At 70.6% G+C, this 18610-nt stretch carries 16 protein-coding genes and 1 riboswitch; of the genes, 7 read left to right on the top strand and 9 right to left on the bottom strand.

The window, feature by feature from the left end; all coding sequences use genetic code 11:
• Window positions 1-66 precede the first annotated feature (66 nt).
• Window positions 67-249: a hypothetical protein gene (locus ACWFQ8_RS02180; protein WP_453784268.1), complete on the bottom strand. Its 183-nt coding sequence runs from the start codon at window positions 247-249 to the stop codon at window positions 67-69.
• A 138-nt stretch (window positions 250-387) separates the two neighbouring features.
• Complete coding sequence (locus ACWFQ8_RS02175) at window positions 388-1356, bottom strand: helix-turn-helix domain-containing protein (RefSeq protein WP_453784267.1); 969 nt, start codon at window positions 1354-1356, stop codon at window positions 388-390.
• A 98-nt stretch (window positions 1357-1454) separates the two neighbouring features.
• Here ACWFQ8_RS02175 and ACWFQ8_RS02170 point away from each other — a divergent pair, with 98 nt between their 5' ends.
• The gene (locus ACWFQ8_RS02170) at window positions 1455-1670 is read left to right on the top strand and encodes a hypothetical protein (RefSeq protein ID WP_453784266.1); all 216 of its coding nucleotides are present in this window, start codon (window positions 1455-1457) and stop codon (window positions 1668-1670) included.
• A gap of 77 nt (window positions 1671-1747) precedes the next feature.
• Here ACWFQ8_RS02170 and ACWFQ8_RS02165 read toward each other — a convergent pair whose 3' ends face one another.
• The 5 genes from ACWFQ8_RS02165 to ACWFQ8_RS02145 all read right to left on the bottom strand — a co-directional run bounded on the left by ACWFQ8_RS02165 (window position 1748) and on the right by ACWFQ8_RS02145 (window position 9079).
• A complete protein-coding gene (locus ACWFQ8_RS02165; protein ID WP_453784265.1) occupies window positions 1748-2761 on the bottom strand; it encodes a ribonucleotide-diphosphate reductase subunit beta in 1014 nt (337 codons plus the stop codon).
• Window positions 2761-5166, bottom strand: coding sequence for a ribonucleoside-diphosphate reductase subunit alpha (locus ACWFQ8_RS02160; RefSeq protein ID WP_453784264.1), 2406 nt, complete (start codon window positions 5164-5166; stop codon window positions 2761-2763). Before ACWFQ8_RS02160 ends, ACWFQ8_RS02165 begins: the two co-directional genes overlap by 1 nt.
• A 165-nt stretch (window positions 5167-5331) precedes the next feature.
• Window positions 5332-5464, bottom strand: a riboswitch (cobalamin riboswitch).
• A 297-nt stretch (window positions 5465-5761) separates the two neighbouring features.
• Complete coding sequence (locus tag ACWFQ8_RS02155) at window positions 5762-5959, bottom strand: CstA-like transporter-associated (seleno)protein (RefSeq protein ID WP_453784263.1); 198 nt, start codon at window positions 5957-5959, stop codon at window positions 5762-5764.
• Window positions 5956-8184 carry a carbon starvation CstA family protein gene (locus tag ACWFQ8_RS02150; RefSeq protein WP_453784295.1) on the bottom strand — a complete coding sequence of 743 codons (2229 nt, stop codon included), beginning with the start codon at window positions 8182-8184 and terminating at the stop codon, window positions 5956-5958. The genes ACWFQ8_RS02155 and ACWFQ8_RS02150 overlap by 4 nt, the downstream gene beginning before the upstream one ends.
• Window positions 8185-8314: 130 nt before the next feature.
• On the bottom strand, window positions 8315-9079 hold the full coding sequence (locus ACWFQ8_RS02145; protein WP_453784294.1) for a GntR family transcriptional regulator: 765 nt from the start codon (window positions 9077-9079) through the stop codon (window positions 8315-8317).
• A gap of 289 nt (window positions 9080-9368) precedes the next feature.
• Here ACWFQ8_RS02145 and ACWFQ8_RS02140 point away from each other — a divergent pair, with 289 nt between their 5' ends.
• From ACWFQ8_RS02140 to ACWFQ8_RS02125, 4 genes are all read left to right on the top strand, one after another.
• A complete protein-coding gene (locus ACWFQ8_RS02140; protein ID WP_453784262.1) occupies window positions 9369-10649 on the top strand; it encodes an extracellular solute-binding protein in 1281 nt (426 codons plus the stop codon).
• Between the two features lie 124 nt (window positions 10650-10773).
• Window positions 10774-11793 carry a carbohydrate ABC transporter permease gene (locus ACWFQ8_RS02135; protein WP_453784261.1) on the top strand — a complete coding sequence of 340 codons (1020 nt, stop codon included), beginning with the start codon at window positions 10774-10776 and terminating at the stop codon, window positions 11791-11793.
• Window positions 11790-12668 (top strand): carbohydrate ABC transporter permease, encoded by an 879-nt coding sequence (locus ACWFQ8_RS02130; protein WP_453784260.1) that lies wholly within the window; start codon window positions 11790-11792, stop codon window positions 12666-12668. Before ACWFQ8_RS02135 ends, ACWFQ8_RS02130 begins: the two co-directional genes overlap by 4 nt.
• A 7-nt stretch (window positions 12669-12675) precedes the next feature.
• Window positions 12676-14169, top strand: coding sequence for a glycoside hydrolase family 3 protein (locus ACWFQ8_RS02125; protein ID WP_453784259.1), 1494 nt, complete (start codon window positions 12676-12678; stop codon window positions 14167-14169).
• A 117-nt stretch (window positions 14170-14286) separates the two neighbouring features.
• Here ACWFQ8_RS02125 and nagB read toward each other — a convergent pair whose 3' ends face one another.
• Entirely contained in the window at window positions 14287-15072 is a 786-nt protein-coding gene (gene nagB / locus ACWFQ8_RS02120) for a glucosamine-6-phosphate deaminase (protein ID WP_453784258.1), read from the bottom strand.
• 153 nt (window positions 15073-15225) lie between these two features.
• On the bottom strand, window positions 15226-15987 hold the full coding sequence (locus ACWFQ8_RS02115; protein WP_453784257.1) for an SDR family oxidoreductase: 762 nt from the start codon (window positions 15985-15987) through the stop codon (window positions 15226-15228).
• 83 nt (window positions 15988-16070) lie between these two features.
• On the opposite strand from ACWFQ8_RS02115, the gene ACWFQ8_RS02110 reads away from it, so the two are divergent.
• Together ACWFQ8_RS02110 and ACWFQ8_RS02105 are read left to right on the top strand one after the other, a co-directional pair.
• Window positions 16071-16664, top strand: coding sequence for a TetR/AcrR family transcriptional regulator (locus tag ACWFQ8_RS02110; RefSeq protein ID WP_453784256.1), 594 nt, complete (start codon window positions 16071-16073; stop codon window positions 16662-16664).
• A 377-nt stretch (window positions 16665-17041) separates the two neighbouring features.
• Window positions 17042-18511: a sensor histidine kinase gene (locus tag ACWFQ8_RS02105; RefSeq protein WP_453784293.1), complete on the top strand. Its 1470-nt coding sequence runs from the start codon at window positions 17042-17044 to the stop codon at window positions 18509-18511.
• Window positions 18512-18610 lie beyond the last annotated feature (99 nt).

The following is an 18610-nucleotide window of genomic DNA, read 5'->3' as shown; positions in this document are numbered from 1 at the left end:
GCCGGGGCCCGTGCCGCTGCGGAACTGCGTGTACGGGTAGAAGGCCCGCGACACCAGCGGCGCTGCTCACCCCTGCGGCGCCGGGTCCCGCGGGACGGAGTCCGCCGCGTTCCCGGCGGGGGCCGAACCCCAGCCGCTGTCGGCCGGCGCGTCGCCCCAGCCGCTGTCCGCGGCGGCGGTGGCGGCCGCGCCGCCGACGAGCAGGACGGCGAACGCGGCGGCGGTGATGATGCGGGCGGTACGGGACATGAGGGCCCCCCAGGGCTGTGGTCAGAGGTGCGCGGCGGGACCACTGTGCGGAGCGGCCGGCCCGAGCCCGTTCACCGTACGCCACCACTCGACTACGCACGGGGGTGGATCGGGACAACTGCCTGCGGTTCTCGGCCATCACGCGGCGGCGCGCGGCCCCCGGAAGGCGCGGCGGAAGGCGTTCGGGGTGGTGCCCAGGGTCCGCAGGAAGTGGTGGCGCAGGGCGGCCGCGTTGCCGAAGCCGCACCGGCCGGCGACGGCGTCGACCGTGTCGTCCGTGGACTCCAGCAGCTCCTGCGCGAGCAGTACCCGCTGGCGCAGCACCCACTGGTACGGGGTGGTGCCGGTCTCCTGGAGGAAGCGCCGGGCGAAGGTGCGCGGGGACATGTGGGCACGCTCCGCGAGCTGTTCGACGGTGATCTCGTCCTCCAGGTGGCGGGCCATCCAATCGATCACCTCGCCCACGGTGTCGCAGGAGGTGCGCGGCAGCGGCCGCGCGATGAACTGGGCCTGCCCGCCGTCCCGGTGCGGCGGCACGACCATCCGGCGCGCGATGGTGTTGGCCACCTCCGCGCCCTGCTCCCGGCGGACGACGTGCAGGCAGGCGTCGATCCCCGAGGCGGTACCGGCGGCGGTGACGACCTGCCCCTCGTCCACGTACAGCACGTCGGGGTCGACCAGGGCGCGCGGATAGCGCCGGGTCAGTTCCGGGGCGTGCATCCAGTGCGTGGTGCAGCGCCGGCCGTCGAGGAGCCCGGCCGCGCCCAGCAGGAAGGCGCCGCTGCACACGCTCAGCAGCCGCGCGCCGCGGTCCACGGCCCGGTGCAGGGCGGCCAGCAGCGCATCGGGGTACGTGCGGGAGGCGGCGTCGCGGTCGGCCGGCAGACAGATCAGGTCGGCCTCCTCCAGCCGCTCCAGCCCGTACGGGAGGGTGAGGGCGAAGTGCCCGTCCCCGACGGGCGTCGGATTGTCCTCCGCGGCGCAGACGGCGAAGTCATAGGTCGGCAGGCCCATCTCGCTGCGGTCGATCCCGAAGACCTCGCAGAAGATGCCCAGCTCGAAGGGGGCCACGCCGTTGACGACGGCCACGGCGACGTTGGTCAGCACGGGAGTACCTTCAGCATCCCTCCATAGTGGCAGTAATTCGGTCTCCTGTGACAGTCCTGCCACTGTGCGGTTTTCGCTCCCGCGCGGACAGTGGGGTCATGAACACGAACGAGGTCCTGAGTTACCTGATCGTCCTGGCGGCCGCCGCCCTGCTGCTCGCCCCGGCCTTCTACGGAATCGTCCGGGACCGGCGGATCGACCGGCAGCTGCGCGCCGCCCGGCACCGCGCGCAGATCGTCCGGGACGGGCACAGACGGGAAGGGGCCGGCCCGCGTCCGGCCCGCATCGCGCTGCGGCACGCGCCCGGCAAGTGAACCGGAGCCCGCCACGAGGCAGAAGCGCCGTCCCCGCCCACGAGGATCTCTCCCGTGGGCGGGGACGGCGGCCCGGCCTAGAAGTCCTCGTCCAGGTCGACCGTGCCCTCGACGGCGACCTGGTAGGCCGACGGGCGGCGCTCGAAGAAGTTGGTCAGCTCCTGGACGCCCTGCAGCTCCATGAAGGAGAACGGGTTCTGCGAGCCGTAGACCGGAGGGAAGCCGAGCCGGACCAGACGCTGGTCGGCGACGCACTCCAGGTACTCGCGCATCGACTCGGTGTTCATGCCCGGCAGGCCGTCACCGCACAGGTCGCGGCCGAACTGCAGCTCCGCCTCCACGGCCTCCTTCAGCATGTCCGTGACCTGCTGCTGGAGGGCCTCGTCGAAGAGCTCCGGCTCCTCCTTGCGGACCGTGTCCACGACCTCGAAGGCGAAGTTCATGTGCATGGTCTCGTCGCGGAACACCCAGTTGGTGCCGGTGGCCAGACCGTGCAGGAGGCCCCGCGAACGGAACCAGTACACGTAGGCGAAGGCGCCGTAGAAGAACAGCCCCTCGATGCACGCGGCGAAGCAGATCAGGTTCAGCAGGAAGCGGCGGCGGTCGGCCGCCGACTCCAGCCGCTCGATCTTCTCGACCGAGTCCATCCACTTGAAGCAGAACTGCGCCTTCTCGCGGATGGAGGGGATCTCCTCGACCGCGTCGAAGGCGGCCGCCCGGTCGTCCGGGTCGGGCAGGTAGGTGTCGAGCAGCGTCAAGTAGAACTGGACGTGCACGGCCTCCTCGAACAGCTGGCGCGACAGGTACAGACGCGCCTCGGGGGAGTTGATGTGCTTGTAGAGGGTCAGCACCAGGTTGTTCGAGACGATCGAGTCACCGGTCGCGAAGAACGCGACGAGCCGGCCGATCATGTGCTGCTCGGAGGGCGTCAGCTTCGCCAGGTCGGCGACGTCCGAGTGGAGGTCGACCTCCTCGACCGTCCAGGTGTTCTTGATCGCGTCGCGGTAGCGCTCGTAGAAGTCCGGGTAGCGCATCGGACGCAGGGTCAGTTCGAAGCCCGGGTCGAGCAGGTTCTTCTGGGTGGAGCTCATTACTGGCAGGCCTCGCAGGACTCGGGGTTCTCAAGGGAGCAGGCCAGCGCGTCGGCGTCGACGGCCTGCGGAAGGGGAGTGGCGGCGGCCGGGACGGCGGCCGCGCCCGACGCGGCACGGGCGATCTTCGTCGCCGGACGCGAGCGCAGGTAGTACGTGGTCTTCAGGCCCTTCTTCCAGGCGTACGCGTACATCGAGCTGAGCTTGCCGATGGTGGGCGTCTCCAGGAACAGGTTCAGCGACTGCGACTGGTCGAGGTACGGGGTGCGGGCCGCCGCCATGTCGATCAGGCCGCGCTGCGGGATCTCCCAGGCCGTGCGGTACAGCTCGCGGACCTCGGCGGGGATCCAGCCGAAGCCCTGGACCGAGCCGCTGGACTCGCGCAGCGCCTCACGGGTCTGCGCGTCCCAGACGCCGAGCTCCTTCAGCTCGTCCACGAGGTAGGCGTTGACCTGGAGGAACTCACCGCTCAGCGTCTCGCGCTTGAAGAGGTTGGACACCTGCGGCTCGATGCACTCGTAGACGCCGGCGATCGAGGCGATCGTCGCGGTCGGAGCGATGGCGAGCAGCAGGGAGTTGCGCATGCCGGACTTCGCGACGCGGGCGCGCAGCGCGTCCCAGCGCTCCGGCCAGGTCGGCTCGACACCGTAGTGGTCCGGGTGCAGCACGCCCTGGGCGGTGCGGGTCTCGGCCCAGGCCGGGAGCGGGCCGTTGCGCTCGGCGAGGTCGCAGGAGGCCTCGTACGCGGCCAGCATGATCCGCTCGGAGATCTTCGTGGACAGGGCCTGCGCCTCGGCGGAGTCGAAGGGCAGCCGCAGCTTGAAGAACACGTCCTGCAGGCCCATCGCGCCCAGGCCCACGGGGCGCCACTTCGCGTTGGAACGGCCGGCCTGCTCGGTCGGGTAGAAGTTGATGTCCACCACGCGGTCGAGGAACGTCACGGCGGTGCGGACGGTCTCGTCGAGCCGCTCCCAGTCCATCTCGCCGGACTCGCTCAGCACGAACGCGCCGAGGTTGACCGAGCCGAGGTTGCAGACGGCCGTCTCGCCGTCGTTGGTGACCTCGATGATCTCGGTGCAGAGGTTCGAGGAGTGGACCACGGTCCCGGGCAGAGCGGTCTGGTTCGCGGTCCGGTTGGAGGCGTCCTTGAAGGTCATCCAGCCCTGACCGGTCTGTGCGAGGGTGCGCATCATCCGGCCGTACAGGTCGCGGGCGGGCATCGACTTCTTGGCGAGCCCGGCGGCTTCGGCCTTCAGGTACGCGGCGTCGAAGTCGTCGCCGTACAGGTCCACCAGCTCGGGGACGTCGGCCGGGGAGAACAGCGACCAGTCGGCGTCGGCGTTCACGCGGCGCATGAACTCGTCCGGCACCCAGTGGGCGAGGTTCAGGTTGTGCGTACGGCGCTGGTCCTCGCCGGTGTTGTCGCGGAGCTCCAGGAACTCCTCGATGTCCGCGTGCCAGGTCTCCAGGTACACGGCGGCGGCGCCCTTGCGGCGGCCGCCCTGGTTCACGGCGGCGACGGAGGCGTCGAGGGTCTTGAGGAACGGCACGATGCCGTTGGAGTGCCCGTTGGTGCCCCGGATCAGCGAACCGCGGGCCCGGATGCGGGAGTACGAGAGGCCGATGCCGCCGGCGTGCTTCGACAGGCGCGCGACCTGGTGGTAGCGGTCGTAGATCGAGTCGAGCTCGTCCAGCGGGGAGTCCAGCAGGTAGCAGGAGGACATCTGCGGGTGCCGGGTGCCGGAGTTGAAGAGCGTGGGGGAGGACGGCAGGTAGTCCAGGCGGCTCATCAGGCGGTACAGCGAGGCGACTTCCTCGACGGCCTGGACGCTCAGGTCCTCGGCGAGACCGCAGGCCACGCGCAGCATGAAGTACTGCGGGGTCTCCACGACCTGGCGGGTGATCGGGTGGCGCAGCAGGTAGCGGCTGTGCAGGGTCCGCAGGCCGAAGAAGCCGAAGCGGTCGTCGGCGCCCTCGGCCAGGGAGTGTTCGACCAGCGCGTCCAGCCGGCTCGCGTGGGTGCGGACGAACTCCGCCGTGCGGTCGGCGATGAGCCCCTCGCGGTGGCCGACCTCGACGGACGCGGAGAAGGAGGTGGAACCCTGGCTCGCGGCCTCGTCGGCTACGGCCAGCGTCAACAGCCGGGCGGCGAGCCGGGAGTACGCGGGGTCCTCGGAGATGAGACCGGCGGCGGCCTCGGTGGCCAGGCCGCGCAGCTCGGCCTCGTCGGCGACGGAGCTGCGGCCGCGCAGCGCGGCGGCGGCGACCCGGCCGGGGTCGGTGTCGGGGAGGTCCGCCGTGAGTTCGGTCAGGGTGCGCAGCAGAGCGGCCCCGGGCCCCCCGGGCTCGGCCGCGGTCTCGGTGTCGACGGACTCGAAGCGCGGTGCGGAAGGCGCGATGGTCACGGGGGGAGCTCTCCCTCGCTCGGTCCGGTCATCGGCGGAGCGGCGCGCGAGCGGGCGCATGCGGAACTGGGCACGCGTCGGCCCGGACAGGGCAGGCAGTACGTGCACCGCATGGCGTCCCTCGGCCCAACCGCGAGGCCCGGACGTACGACACCCGGTTCGGTCGAGCCGGGCGCGCTGTCGGCAGGTCCTCGGACTTGCGATGCACTGATCAGCGCATTTCATACCGTTGCGGGACAGTTCCGGATTCGCACCGGATTCCCCTGCGGCGACAGCAGCCATGAGCATACATGTGGGGGCGGGTGTCTGCGGTAGCCCCCACATGTTGTGTCGGCGTGGCTACGGTGCGAGCCGGTACCCACGGAGCGGGGGCCGGTGGGTGAGCGGCGCCGGGCCCTCGATCGGGGCCGGGTCCCGCTCGTCGAAGTCGAGGGTGCCGGTCGGCGAGGCAGGCCTCGGGGGCGGTCCCGCCGAGTGTGCGCCGGCCGCGTCCCGGGGCGCCCCGGGCACACGGAGCGCGCGCACGCGTACGGGCCGCCGCCTCCTGGTGGGGAGGTGACGACCCGTTCGTGGCCGCGGAGCCGTGCGTACGGCCTCAGCAGCAGCGGAAGCCCTCGCGGGGGTCCGCCTCGCGGGAGTCCGTGCGGGCGCGCTCGAAGGCCCTGCGGGTCAGGACCTCCGCGTCCGGGTCGTGGGAGCGGGCGTGGGCGAGGTAGCGGTCGTACGCGGCCTCTCCCGAGAACTCCCGCAGGTAGAACCAGGTCTTGGCCAGGACTGCCCGCAGCGCGCTCATGAGGCCGCGGGCTCCTGCTCCTTCACCCGGCCGCCGTTCGAGTCGAGGCCCGCGGCGGAGAGTTCCGCACGCTCCTCGGCGGTCGGGATCAGGCCGGCCGGCGCGATGATCTTCGACTCGGTCCACGGGACCTCGGAGAGCTTCACGGACTGCGGGTGGGCGATGGCCTTGAAGCAGGTCCGGGCCGCGTCGATCAGCACGATGATGATCAGGACCGCGAACAGCGCCGACAGCACGCCGTCCACGGTGGCGTTGGTGACCACGGTGTGCATCTCGTCCATGGTCTTCGCGGGCGGCAGCACCTTGTCCGCGTCGATGCCCGCCTGGTACTTGTCGCGCTGGGCGAAGAAGCCGACCTTCACGTCCTGCGAGAAGATCTTCTGGTAGCTCGCGGTGAGCGTGACCGACACGTCCCAGGCGAGCGGCACGCCCGTCACCCAGGCCCACTTGAGCCGCCCGGACTTGACCAGCAGCGTGGTGCAGACCGCCAGGGCGACCGCGGCGAGCAGCTGGTTCGCGATGCCGAACAGCGGGAAGAGCTGGTTGATGCCGCCCAGCGGGTCCTTGATGCCGACCCACAGGAAGTATCCCCAGCCGCCGACGACGATCGCGCTGGCGAACCAGACGCCGGGCTTCCAGCTCACGTCCTTGAAGGACTTGTGCACGTTGCCGAGGGTGTCCTGGAGCATGAACCGCCCGACGCGGGTACCGGCGTCGACCGTCGTCAGGATGAACAGCGCCTCGAACATGATGGCGAAGTGGTACCAGAAGGCCTTCATCGCGGTGCCGCCGATGACGGCCGAGAAGATCTCCGACATTCCGAGTGCGAAGGTCGGCGCGCCACCGGTACGGGAGAGCAGGCTGGTCTCCTCGACGTCCTTCGCGGCCTGCGCGAGGGCCTCGGGGCTGATGGCGAAGCCGAAGTTCGTCACTGCCTGCGAGGCGGTCTCGACGGTGGTGCCGATGACGCCGGGAGGGGAGTTCAGGGCGAAGAAGAGGCCGGGCTCGATGATGCAGGCCGCGATCATCGCCATGATCGCGACGAAGGACTCGGTGAGCATCGCGCCGTAGCCGATGACCCGGACCTGGGTCTCCTTCTGGATCATCTTCGGCGTGGTGCCCGAGGAGACCAGGGAGTGGAATCCGGACAGGGCCCCGCACGCGATGGTGATGAAGACGAACGGGAACATCGAGCCGGCGAAGACCGGGCCGTCGCCGCGGGTGGCGAAGTCGGTGACGGCGGGCATCTTCAGCGTGGGCATCGCGATGACCACGCCCAGCGCCAGCAGCGCGATGGTGCCGACCTTCATGAAGGTGGAGAGGTAGTCGCGGGGCGCCAGCAGCATCCACACCGGCAGGACCGAGGCGAAGAAGCCGTAGGCCACCATCCAGATGACCAGCGTCTCCTTCTCCAGGGTGAAGGTGTCCGCCCAGGAGGACTCGGCGACCCAGCCGCCCGAGACGATGGCGAGCAGGAGCAGGGCCACGCCGATGGCGGAGACCTCGGTGACCCGGCCCGGGCGCAGCACGCGGAGGTAGAAGCCCATGAAGAGGGCGATCGGTATCGTCATGCCGATCGAGAAGACGCCCCAGGGGGAGTGCGCGAGCGCGTTGACGATGACCAGCGCCAGCACCGCCAGCAGGATGATCATGATGGCGAACACGGCGACCAGCGCGGCGGCTCCGCCGACGGGGCCGATCTCGTCCCGGGCCATCTGGCCGAGCGAGCGGCCGTCGCGGCGGGTGGAGAAGAACAGCGTGACCATGTCCTGGACGGCGCCCGCGAAGATGACGCCCGCGACGATCCAGATGGTCCCCGGCAGGTAGCCCATCTGCGCGGCGAGCACGGGTCCGACCAGCGGCCCGGCGCCGGCGACGGCGGCGAAGTGGTGGCCGAAGAGCACCCGGCGATCGGTGGGGTGGAAGTCGACACCGTTGTCAAGGCGTTCGGCGGGCGTCGCGCGGGTCTTGTCGACCCTCAGTACGCGCCGCGCGATGAAGCGGGCGTAGAAGCGGTAGCCGATGGCGTACGACCCCAGCGCCGCGGCGAGGAGCCAGGCGGCGGAGATCTCCTCGCCGCGGGAGAGGGCGAGCACGCCCCACCCGATGGCGCCGACGAGTCCGACGAGCACCCACGCGGCGATGGCCTTCGGAGACGGCGAGCCCGGCCTGCTGCCCGGACTCGCCGCGTCCCGTTCTGTTCCCGTTGCTACCGGTTCCGGCATGATCCTCGTCCCCTCGTAGATCATCTGCGTGAGCGCAGGGAATCTACGGGAGAGGAGCCGGTGAACGTAAGCCCCTGTCCGCAAACCGGTCCGTCAAACGGGGCGCCGGCGGGGCGGTCGGACGGGGCGGTCAGACGGCGGGGCGCTTGAGCCGGGCGACGAACTTGTAGCGGTCCCCGCGGTACACCGACCGCACCCACTCCACCGGTTCCCCGGCGGCGTCCAGCGAGTGCCGCGAGAGCATCAGCATCGGCAGGCCGACGTCGGTGCCGAGCAGCCCGGCCTCGCGCGGGGTGGCCAGGGAGGTCTCGATCGTCTCCTCGGCCTCGGCGAGATGGACGTCGTACACCTCGGCGAGAGCGGTGTACAGGGAGGAGTACTTGACGAGCGAGCGGCGCAGGGCGGGGAAGCGCTTGGCCGAGAGGTGCGTGGTCTCGATGGCCATCGGCTCCCCGCTGGCCAGCCGGAGCCGTTCGATGCGCAGGACCCGGCCACCGGTGGTGATCTTGAGCAGTCCGGCGAGGGTGTCGTCGGCCGTCACGTAGCCGATGTCCAGGAGCTGGGAGGTGGGTTCCAGCCCCTGGGCCCGCATGTCCTCGGTGTACGAGGTCAGTTGCAGCGCCTGCGAGACCTTGGGCTTGGCGACGAAGGTGCCCTTGCCCTGGATGCGTTCCAGCCGGCCCTCGACGACGAGTTCCTGGAGCGCCTGCCGGACGGTGGTCCGGGAGGTGTCGAATTCGGCCGCGAGCGTGCGCTCCGGCGGCACGGGGGTGCCGGGCGGCAGGGTTTCGGTCATGTCGAGCAAGTGCCGCTTGAGTCGGTAGTACTTGGGAACGCGCGCCGTGCGAGTGGCTGCCCCGCCCTCCGGCTCCGTGATCGCCCCTTCGGTGGCCATCGCCGCCCGCCTTCCCGACTCCAGTTTCGCTGCCGTCACCGGCTCCTCCGATATGTGCGGTCACATCGTGACACGTGCGGGGGGACAGGCCTTATCTCTCCCCAGGTGTCGGTCCGATAACGGACCGAGCACCCGCTCATTAGACCCTTGACACCCCTAAAGGTCTAGGCCAAGCTCCAGCTACTGGTCTAAACCAATATGGATCAGATCCCGGCCCCACGGCAGTACTTCGCGTATGTCACCGCGGCGGGCAAGGGAAGTGCAGGCAGGCATCCCTGAGGAGGGTGGCGTGAAGCGCAAGCTCATCGTGGCGGTCAGTGTCGCGGGCATGATGGCCGGAGTCGCGGCGTGCGGCAACGGCGGCGACGACAAGGCCAAGGCCGACGCGGGCCCCAAGGAGATCACCGTCTGGGTGATGGACGGCTCCGCGCCGAAGGCCTGGATCGACGAGGTCAACAAGGAGTTCTCGGCCAAGCACCCCGGTGTCACGGTCAAGGTCGAGGAGCAGAAGTGGACCGGCATCCAGGAGAAGGTCACCACGGCCCTCTCCGAGAACACCCCTCCGGACGTCATCGAGCTCGGTAACACCCAGACCGCCGGCTACGCGGTCACCGGCGGCCTCGCGGACCTGAGCGGCGACAAGGCCGAGCTCGGGGCCGACGCCTGGCAGAAGAGCATGCTCGCCTCGGCCGAGGTCGACGGCAAGCTCTACTCCGCGCCGTGGTACGCCGCCAGCCGCGTCGTCATCTACGACAAGAAGGCCTTCGCGAAGGCCGGCGTCACCCCGCCGACGACCCGCGACGAGTGGGTCGCCGGTCTGGAGAAGCTGAAGGCGGCCGACCCGGCGTCGCAGCCGATCTACCTGCCCGGCCAGAGCTGGTACGTCCTCGCCGGTCTCGTCTGGGACGAGGGCGGCGAGCTCGCCGTCAAGGACGGCGGCAAGTGGAAGGGCGGGCTGGGCACCCCGCAGGCCGCTTCCGCGATCGAGTTCTACAAGAAGATCCAGTCCTTCTCCACCGCCCCCAAGGACAAGGACGAGGCCAACCCGCAGCAGTCCACCGACATCGTCCCCAAGGGCGGCGTCGCCTCCTGGATCGGTCTCGGCTGGGAGGCCGGCGGCGCGGAGAAGGCCCTGAAGGCGGCGGGCAAGGAAGCCGACTTCGGCTACTTCCCGATCCCGGGCAAGACCGCCGCGAAGACCGGCACCGTCTTCCTCGGCGGCTCGAACCTCGCGGTCGCCGAGCGCTCCAAGAACAAGGATCTCGCCAAGGAGTGGCTGGCCCTCGCCGCAGGCAAGGACCAGATGACCAAGTACGCCGCCGAGACCAAGGGTGCGCTGCTGCCCAACCAGGCCGGCGCGAACTTCACCCCGGCCGCCGGTTCCTTCGCCGAGGCCATGGGCAAGGCCGGCATCAACGGCAAGATCACTCCGGTCACCGCGGGCTGGGCGAACGTCGAGACCGAGCCGAACCCCATCAAGGAGTTCATGACCAAGGTCCTGAACGGTGAGGACCCCGCCAAGGCGGGCGCGGACGCGGACAAGGAAATCGCGAACCGCATCAACAAGTAGTCCCACACCGCAGTTCCGCACCACCCAGCAGTGTGATCGCACCGGGGGCACGGCAGGCGCCAGCCGCCTGCCGTGCCCCCGGTCGCGTCTTTGACTCCACAGTCAACCGCGAGGAAGCCACGCCATGACCGTGCACTCCCAGGGAGCGATGACCGACGCTCCACAGGACGCACCACAGAAGTCCGCCGGACGGCCCGAGGAGACCGCGTCCCCGACCGGTCCCGGTCCCCAGTCTCCTCGCGGGGGCGGAAAGTCACTCCCGTCGGGGTGGCTGCCCTACCTGCTGGTCGGGCCCGCGGTGCTCGCCCTCGCGACACTGCTGCTGTACCCGCTGATCAAGAACGTGATCCTGTCCTTCCAGGACATCAACAAGGTCGAGTTCATCCAGCGGAAGTACCCCTTCACCGGCTTCTCCAACTACGTCGAGCTGATCGGCGACGCGGACTTCTGGACCGTGGTCGTCCGCAGCTTCGTCTTCACCGCGGCCAACGTCGCGCTGATCATGCTGATCGGCTCCCTGATCGGCATCCTGCTGAACCGGCTCGGCAAGAAGATGCGCCTGGTCCTGTCGATGGCGCTGGTGATGGCCTGGGCCATGCCGATCGTCGCCTCCGTGCAGGTCTTCCGGTGGCTCTTCGACGAGCAGTTCGGCGTCATGAACTGGGTCATGCGCAGCGCCGGCTTCGCCGGCTACGAGCAGCACAACTGGATGCAGACGGGCCTGTCCACGCTGACGATCGTGACGATCCTCGTGGTCTGGGGCTCCATCCCCTTCGTCGCGCTCAACATGTACGCCGGACTGACCACGGTCGGCGCCGAGCTGTACGAGGCCGCCCGGATGGACGGCGCCAACGGCTGGCAGACCTTCTGGAAGATCGTCTTCCCCAACCTCAAGCCGTTCTTCCTCGTCACCACGTTCCTTGAGGTGATCTGGGTCTTCAAGGCCTTCACCCAGGTCTACGCCATGAACAAGGGCGGCCCCGACCGCGCCTCCGAGATCCTCCCGGTCTTCGCCTACGTCGAGGGCCAGAGCCAGGCGCACTACGGCCTCGCCGCCGCGATCTCCGTCCTGACGATCCTGATCCTCGTGGTCGTCATGTCCTTCTACTTCCGCCTGATCCTGAAGCAGGAGGAGGAGCAGTGAGCAGCACCCCCACCACCGCGCCGAAGCCCGCGCAGCAGCTCCGCACGCGCAAGCCGGTCCGCCCCGCAGCAGTGGCCAAGAACCTCGGCGCGCTCCTCCTCGCCCTGGTCTTCGTCTTCCCCGTGTACTGGATGTTCTCCTCGGCCCTCAAACCGTCGAGCCAGATGCTGACCAAGGACCCGGTCTTCGTCTTCACCCCGACGCTGGAGAACTTCACCAAGGCCACCGGAGTCCCCAACTTCTGGACGTACGTCACCAACAGCGTCCTGGTCACCGTCGGCGCCGTCACGCTGTCCCTGCTCGTCGCCCTCGCCGCGAGCTTCGCCATCGCCCGGATGAGGTTCAAGGGCCGCAAGGGCCTCGTCCTCACCGTGATGATGGCGCAGATGGCGCCCTGGGAGGTCATGGTCATCGCGATGTACATGATCGCCCGTGACAGCGAGATGCTGAACAGCCTCCCGCTGCTCACCGCGATCTACTTCGTGATGATCCTCCCCTTCACCATCTGGACCCTGCGCGGCTTCATCGCCGCCGTCCCGGTGACGCTGGAGGAGGCCGCCCAGATCGACGGCTGCACCCGCGGCCAGGCCTTCCGCAAGGTGATCTTCCCGCTGCTGGCCCCCGGTCTGATGTCCACCTCGCTCTTCGGCTTCATCACCGCCTGGAACGAGTTCGCGATGGTCCTGATCCTGAACAAGGACAAGTCCGCGCAGACCCTGCCCCTGTGGCTGACCGAGTTCATGTCGGCCTTCGGCAACGACTGGGGCGCCACCATGGCCGCGTCCTCGCTCTTCGCGGTCCCGGTCCTGCTGATCTTCATCTTCCTCCAGCGCAAGGCCGTCGGCGGCATGACCGCCGGCGCCGTGAAGGGATAACGGCACCATGACTGTCCTTGCGCACCGCACGGCCGCGAACGACGCCGTCACCCGGGACGCCCTCGCGGTCCTCCAGCCCGGCTTCGAAGGCACCACCGCCCCTGCCTGGCTGCTGCGCCAGGTCGGCGAGGGCCTCACCGCCGTCGGCCTGTTCGGCCGCAACATCGCCTCGCCCGAGCAGCTCGCCGTGCTCACCGCGCAGCTGCGCGCCGAGCGCGACGACGTTCTGGTCGCCATCGACGAGGAGGGCGGCGACGTGACCCGCCTGGAGGTCCGGGGCGGCTCGTCCTTCCCCGGCAACCTGGCCCTCGGCGCCGTGGACGACACCGGCCTGACCCGGGACGTCGCCCGCGAGCTCGGCCGCCGCCTCGCCGCGTGCGGGGTCAACCTCAACTGGGCCCCGTCCGCGGACGTCAACTCCAACCCGGACAACCCCGTCATCGGTGTCCGGTCCTTCGGCGCCGACACCCACCTGACCGCCCGGCACACCGCCGCGTACGTCGAGGGCCTCCAAGCCGCCGGCGTCGCCGCGTGCACCAAGCACTTCCCGGGCCACGGCGACACCAATGTCGACTCCCACCACGCGCTGCCCCGCATCGACGTGGACCTCGACACCCTCCAGGCCCGCGAGCTCGTCCCCTTCAAGGCGGCCATCGCGGCCGGCACCAAGGCCGTGATGAGCGCGCACATCCTGGTGCCCTCCCTCGACCCCACCCGGCCCGCCACGCTCAGCCCGCAGATCCTCACCGGCCTGCTGCGCAAGGAACTCGGCTACGAGGGCCTGATCGTCACCGACGGCATGGAGATGAACGCCATCGCCGGGACGTACGGCATCGAGCGCGGTTCGGTCCTGGCCATCGCGGCCGGCGCCGACGCCATCTGCGTCGGCGGTGGGCTCGCCGACGAGGCGACCGTACTGCGGCTGCGCGACGCGCTGGTCGCGGCGGTCCGCGAGGGCACGCTGCCCGAGGAGCGCCTCGCCGAAGCGGCCGCCCGGGTGCGGTCCTTGGCCGCGTGGACCCGGCTGGTCCGCCCGGACGCGCGGCAGGAGGGGAGCGGCGCGTCCGGGATCGGCCTGACCGCCGCCCGCCGCGCGGTGACCGTCACCGGCGTCCCGACCCCGCTCGCCGCGCCGCCGTACGTGGCCACGCTGACCCCGGTCGCGAACATCGCGGTGGGCGACGAGACCCCGTGGGGGGTGGCCGCCCAACTCGCCGCGCTGGTACCGGGGACGGCCTCGGGCACGTACCCCCAGGGCGCCGTGGCCGGGGAGATCCTGGCGGCGGCGGGCGACCGCACGGTCGTCGCCGTGGTCCGTGACGCGCACCGCCACCCGTGGATGACCGAGGCGCTCGACGCCCTGGTCGCGGCCCGGCCGGACACGGTCGTGGTCGAGATGGGCCTGCCGCGCGCCGAGCCGCGCGGCGCCCTGCACATCGCCACGCACGGCGCCTCGCGCGTCAGCGGTCGCGCCGCCGCCGAGGTCATCGCGGGGGCTTAGCGCCCCCGCGGCGCCGCTGCCGGGGGCACCGCCCCGCACCCCGCGCAGCGGCGCTCCCCACCACGTACGCAGAAGGGCCGGACCCCGGGGGGCCGGCCCTTCTGCGTACCGGTAGGGCTAGAGACCCTGCCAGGACGGCTTGTCGGCGTACGTGTGCCGGAAGTAGTCCGCCAGCTTCAGCTTCGAGGCGGCGGCCTCGTCCACGACGACGGTCGCGTGCGGGTGCAGCTGCAGCGCCGAGGCCGGGACCAGCGCGGACAGCGGGCCCTCGACGGTCTGCGCGACGGCCTCGGCCTTGCCCTCGCCGGTGGCCAGGAGCACCAGGTGGCGGGCGTCCAGGATGGTCCCGATGCCCTGGGTGATGACGTGGTGCGGCACCTGCTCGATGTCGTCGTCGAAGAAGCGCGCGTTGTCGAGGCGCGTCTGGTTCGTCAGCGTCTTGATCCGGGTGCGGGAGGCCAGTGAGGAGCAGGGCTCGTTGAAGCCGATGTGGCCGTCCGTGCCGATGCCCAGTAGCTGGAGGTCGACGCCGCCGGCCTCGGCGAGCGCCCGGTCGTAGGCCTCGCAGGCGCCCACGATGTCGGCGGCCGATCCGTCCGGGCCCATGAAGGAGGCCTCGGACAGTCCCAGCGGCTCCACGACCTCGCGCAGCACCACGGCGCGGTAGGACTCGGGGTGCCCGACCGGGAGGCCGACGTACTCGTCGAGCTGGCATATACGGGCCCGGGAGGCGTCCACCTCGCCGGCGGCGACCTTGGCCGCGAGGGCCTCGTAGACGGGCAGCGGGGTCGAGCCGGTCGCCACGCCCAGCAGGGCGTCGGGCTTGCGGCGGACCAGGGCGGCCATGGCCTCCGCGATGAGCTCGCCGCCTGCCTTGGCGTCCGGGACGATGACAACTTCCACGCGGGGCCTGCCGATCTGAAAGAGGTGTGCGCGTCTTGTGGTATAGACCAATCTAGCAGAACGGGGCCTGTCGCGCCCGGCTCCGCGCCCACTTCCATCGTGGTCCGGATCGGCGGCCGCGGCCTCCCGGACCGTGGGCCGGGAGGCCTCCGCTCACAGCAGCGCGAGCTGCAGGCCGCCCGTCGCGTCCAGGTGCTGCCCCGTGACCCAGCGGGAGTCCGGCGAGGCCAGGAAGGCCACCACGTCCGCGACCTCCTCCACCGTGCCGGTCCGGCCGAAGACGGAGCGTGAGCCCGCGTGGGCCCGGGCCGCGGGATCCGCCAGCCAGGCCGCGTTCAGGTCGGTCTCGGTGATCCCGGGACCCACCGAGTTCACCGTGATCCCGCGCGGGGCGAGCGCGGCCGACAGCGACCTGGTCAGGGTGTTCACCGCACCCTTCGCCATGACCGTGGCCAGGATCGCCGGCAGCGCGATGTGCGGCGTGCCGGTCACGTTCACGATCCGCCCGCCGTCGCGCAGTCGGTCCAGCCCCTGCTGGATCACGAAGAAGGGGGCCTTGGCGTTCAGCGCGTGGATCCGGTCGTACGCCTCCTCGTCGGTCTCCGCGATACCGGCGAAGGTGGCCGCCCCGGCGTTGTTGACCAGGACGTCGACGTGCTCCGTGTGCTCCGGGTGCGCCGCGTAGGCCGCCCACAGGGCCTGCGCGTCGCCCGGGACCCCGAGCTCCGCCCCGATGGCGAAGGCCCGGCCCCCGGCTGCCACGATCGCGTCCACGGTCTCCCGCGCCGCCGCCGCGTTGTGCCCGTAGTGCACCGCTACCAGCGCCCCGTCCCGCGCCAGCCGCTGCGCCACCGCCCGTCCGATGCCCCGGCTGCCGCCCGTGACCAGAGCCGTCTTCCCCTTGAGCACGCCCATGGCGCGCCCCCTTCCATTATCTCTAGTGGTCGCTACAGAAAGGAACGTACCAGATTCCCTAGCGGGCGCTATAGAATCGACGCATGGTGACCGGACAGCGCGGCAGGCCCCGCTCCTTCGACCGTGACGCGGCGCTGGACAAGGCGATGCTCACTTTCTGGGAGCGCGGTTACGAGGCGACCTCGATCGCCGACCTCACCCGCGTCCTCGGCATCGGCGCGCCCAGCCTCTACGCCGCCTTCGGCGACAAGCGCACGCTCTTCGACGAGGTCGTGGTGGTGTACGGGAGCCGGTACGCGGACTTCGCGCGCGCGGCGCTCGCCGAGGAGCCCACCGCCCGCGAGGCGGTGGAGCGCGTCCTGCGCGAGGCCGCCGAGATCTACACGGACCCGGCCCACCCGCGGGGCTGCATGGTGATCAGCGCCGCGATCAACACCACCTCCGACGAGGTGGCGCAGGCCCTGCGGGGCCTGCGCAACGCCAACCTGGAGATGTTCGAGAGCCGCATCCGGGCCGATGTGGCCGCCGGCGCGCTGCCGCAGGACGCCGACGCGCGGGCGCTGGCCCGGTACGCGGGGGCGGTGCTCCAGGGGATGTCCCAGCAGGCGCGCGACGGGGCGAGCCGGCAGGAGCTGGAGGCGGTGGCGCGGCGGGCCCTGGCGGCCTGGCCGGCCTGAGTCCCGCGGGGGCTTTTCCCGCCCCGATCGATGCTTTCCTCTGGGCCACGGTGCCAGGACGGGACCCTCAGCCCGTCCGGCACCGTAGCCCGGAGTACTTACGGCCGGCGGGTGTGCGGTTCCCTCCGGCCGGGGGGAGGTGCCTGCGCGGTCAGGGCAGAGCGCGCGGTTACCTCGATCCGTCCTCCTGTGCGGGGAGGGCGGAAGCTTTACAATTGTGGACTAGACCATTCTCTTCTGTCTATCCAATGACGGCACCTGGAATACCGTCACTTCCTCCAACAGTACGCGGCCCCGGCCCCTCCTGGATACTCCTGAGTAGTCCTCGTGGGGAAAGTCATGTGCCGTACCCGGGGTACGCTCGCCACGTGCCCTCCATGAACGACCTCGTCCGCCAGCACACCGCTCTCAGCGAAACCGAGCTGGAGTGGCTCCACCTGCTGGTCTCGGAGTGGCAGCTGCTCTCCGACCTGTCCTTCGCCGACCTCGTACTGTGGGTCCCCACCCTCGACGGCAACCGCTACGTGTCGGTCGCGCAGATGCGCCCGAACACCGGTCCCACCTCGTACCAGGACGACATGGTGGGTCACTTGGTGCCGCGCGGCCGCCGACCGCTGCTCGACGCCGCGCTCGACGAGGGCCGCATCGTGCGCGAGGGCGACCCGGAATGGCGCGAGGAGGTGCCGGTCCGCGTCGAGTCCATCCCGGTGCGCCGCGAGGGCCGGGTCCTCGGCGTGATCGCGCGCAACACCAACCTGCTCACTGTGCGTACACCGAGCCGACTGGAGCTGACCTACCTCCAGTCCGCCTCCGACCTCGCCCAGATGATCGCCGCCGGCTCCTTCCCGTTCCCCGGCCAGCAGGTCGACATGGACGCCTCCCCGCGCGTCGGGGACGGCCTGATACGCCTCGACGCCGACGGGGTGGTCACGTACGCCTCCCCGAACGCCCTGTCGGCCTACCACCGTCTGGGCCTCGCCTCCGACCTGGTCGGCCAGCACCTGGGCGACACCACCACCGAACTCGCCCCGTCCCGGGGCCCGGTGGACGAGGCGCTGGTGAAGCTGGCCAGCGGCTGGGCCCCCAGGGAGACCGAGGTCGAGGGCAACGGTGGTGTCATCCAGCTGCGCGCCATCCCGCTCAAGCCGAAGGGGATCCGGATCGGTTCCCTCGTGCTCTGCCGCGACGTCACCGAACTGCGACGTCGCGAACGTGAATTGATCACCAAGGACGCGACCATCCGGGAGATCCACCACCGGGTGAAGAACAACCTGCAGACGGTGGCCGCGCTCCTGCGGTTGCAGGCCCGCCGGATGGATTCGGAGACCGGACGCGAGGCGTTGAACGAGGCCGTGCGCCGAGTCGGTTCGATCGCGATCGTGCACGAGACGCTGTCTCAGAACCTGGACGAGCGCGTCGAGTTCGACGAGATCGCCGACCGCGTGATCGCGATGGTCTCGGAGATCTCCCCGGGCAAGGTCGACTGCCGGCGCACCGGCCGGTTCGGAATCCTGGACGCCGAGGTCGCCACGCCGCTCTCGATGGTGCTCACCGAGATCCTGCAGAACGCCCTGGAGCACGCCTTCACACAGGGGGAGCGGGGCACCGTCGAGGTCGCCGCGGCCCGGACCGGCATCGGCCGCAAGGACGGGCGACTGCTGATCACCGTGCTCGACGACGGCTGCGGTCTGCCCGAGGGATTCGACCCGCAGCGCGCCGGCAACCTCGGGCTGCAGATCGTACGGACCCTCGTGGAGGGTGAGCTCGGCGGCACCTTCGACATGCTCCCGGCGCAGCCGCGCGGCACGAAGGTCGTCCTCGACATACCGTCCAGCCCCCAGAAGTGACCCCGCTCCACGCACGGACGTCACCGTACGTGACCGAACGGACCCGGCACAGCACTGAGCCCCGGACCGGGGCCACCACCAGCGATTGCTGGGGATGCG

The organism is Streptomyces sp. NPDC055254, assembly GCF_053606025.1.
Note: the sequence above shows the minus strand (reverse complement) of the source record. Positions and strands in the feature narration are given on the sequence as shown.

What these genes read in the sequence shown, in the direction of transcription:
- ACWFQ8_RS02105 (WP_453784293.1), top strand. Translation starts at nt 17,042, where the DNA reads ATGAACGACCTCGTCCGCCAGCACACCGCTCTCAGCGAAACCGAGCTG.
- ACWFQ8_RS02135 (WP_453784261.1), top strand. Translation starts at nt 10,774, where the DNA reads ATGACCGTGCACTCCCAGGGAGCGATGACCGACGCTCCACAGGACGCA.
- ACWFQ8_RS02180 (WP_453784268.1), bottom strand. Translation starts at nt 249, where the DNA reads ATGTCCCGTACCGCCCGCATCATCACCGCCGCCGCGTTCGCCGTCCTG.
- ACWFQ8_RS02150 (WP_453784295.1), bottom strand. Translation starts at nt 8,184, where the DNA reads ATGCCGGAACCGGTAGCAACGGGAACAGAACGGGACGCGGCGAGTCCG.
- ACWFQ8_RS02110 (WP_453784256.1), top strand. Translation starts at nt 16,071, where the DNA reads ATGGTGACCGGACAGCGCGGCAGGCCCCGCTCCTTCGACCGTGACGCG.
- ACWFQ8_RS02165 (WP_453784265.1), bottom strand. Translation starts at nt 2,761, where the DNA reads ATGAGCTCCACCCAGAAGAACCTGCTCGACCCGGGCTTCGAACTGACC.
- ACWFQ8_RS02115 (WP_453784257.1), bottom strand. Translation starts at nt 15,987, where the DNA reads ATGGGCGTGCTCAAGGGGAAGACGGCTCTGGTCACGGGCGGCAGCCGG.
- ACWFQ8_RS02125 (WP_453784259.1), top strand. Translation starts at nt 12,676, where the DNA reads ATGACTGTCCTTGCGCACCGCACGGCCGCGAACGACGCCGTCACCCGG.
- ACWFQ8_RS02145 (WP_453784294.1), bottom strand. Translation starts at nt 9,079, where the DNA reads ATGGCCACCGAAGGGGCGATCACGGAGCCGGAGGGCGGGGCAGCCACT.
- ACWFQ8_RS02155 (WP_453784263.1), bottom strand. Translation starts at nt 5,959, where the DNA reads ATGAGCGCGCTGCGGGCAGTCCTGGCCAAGACCTGGTTCTACCTGCGG.
- ACWFQ8_RS02170 (WP_453784266.1), top strand. Translation starts at nt 1,455, where the DNA reads ATGAACACGAACGAGGTCCTGAGTTACCTGATCGTCCTGGCGGCCGCC.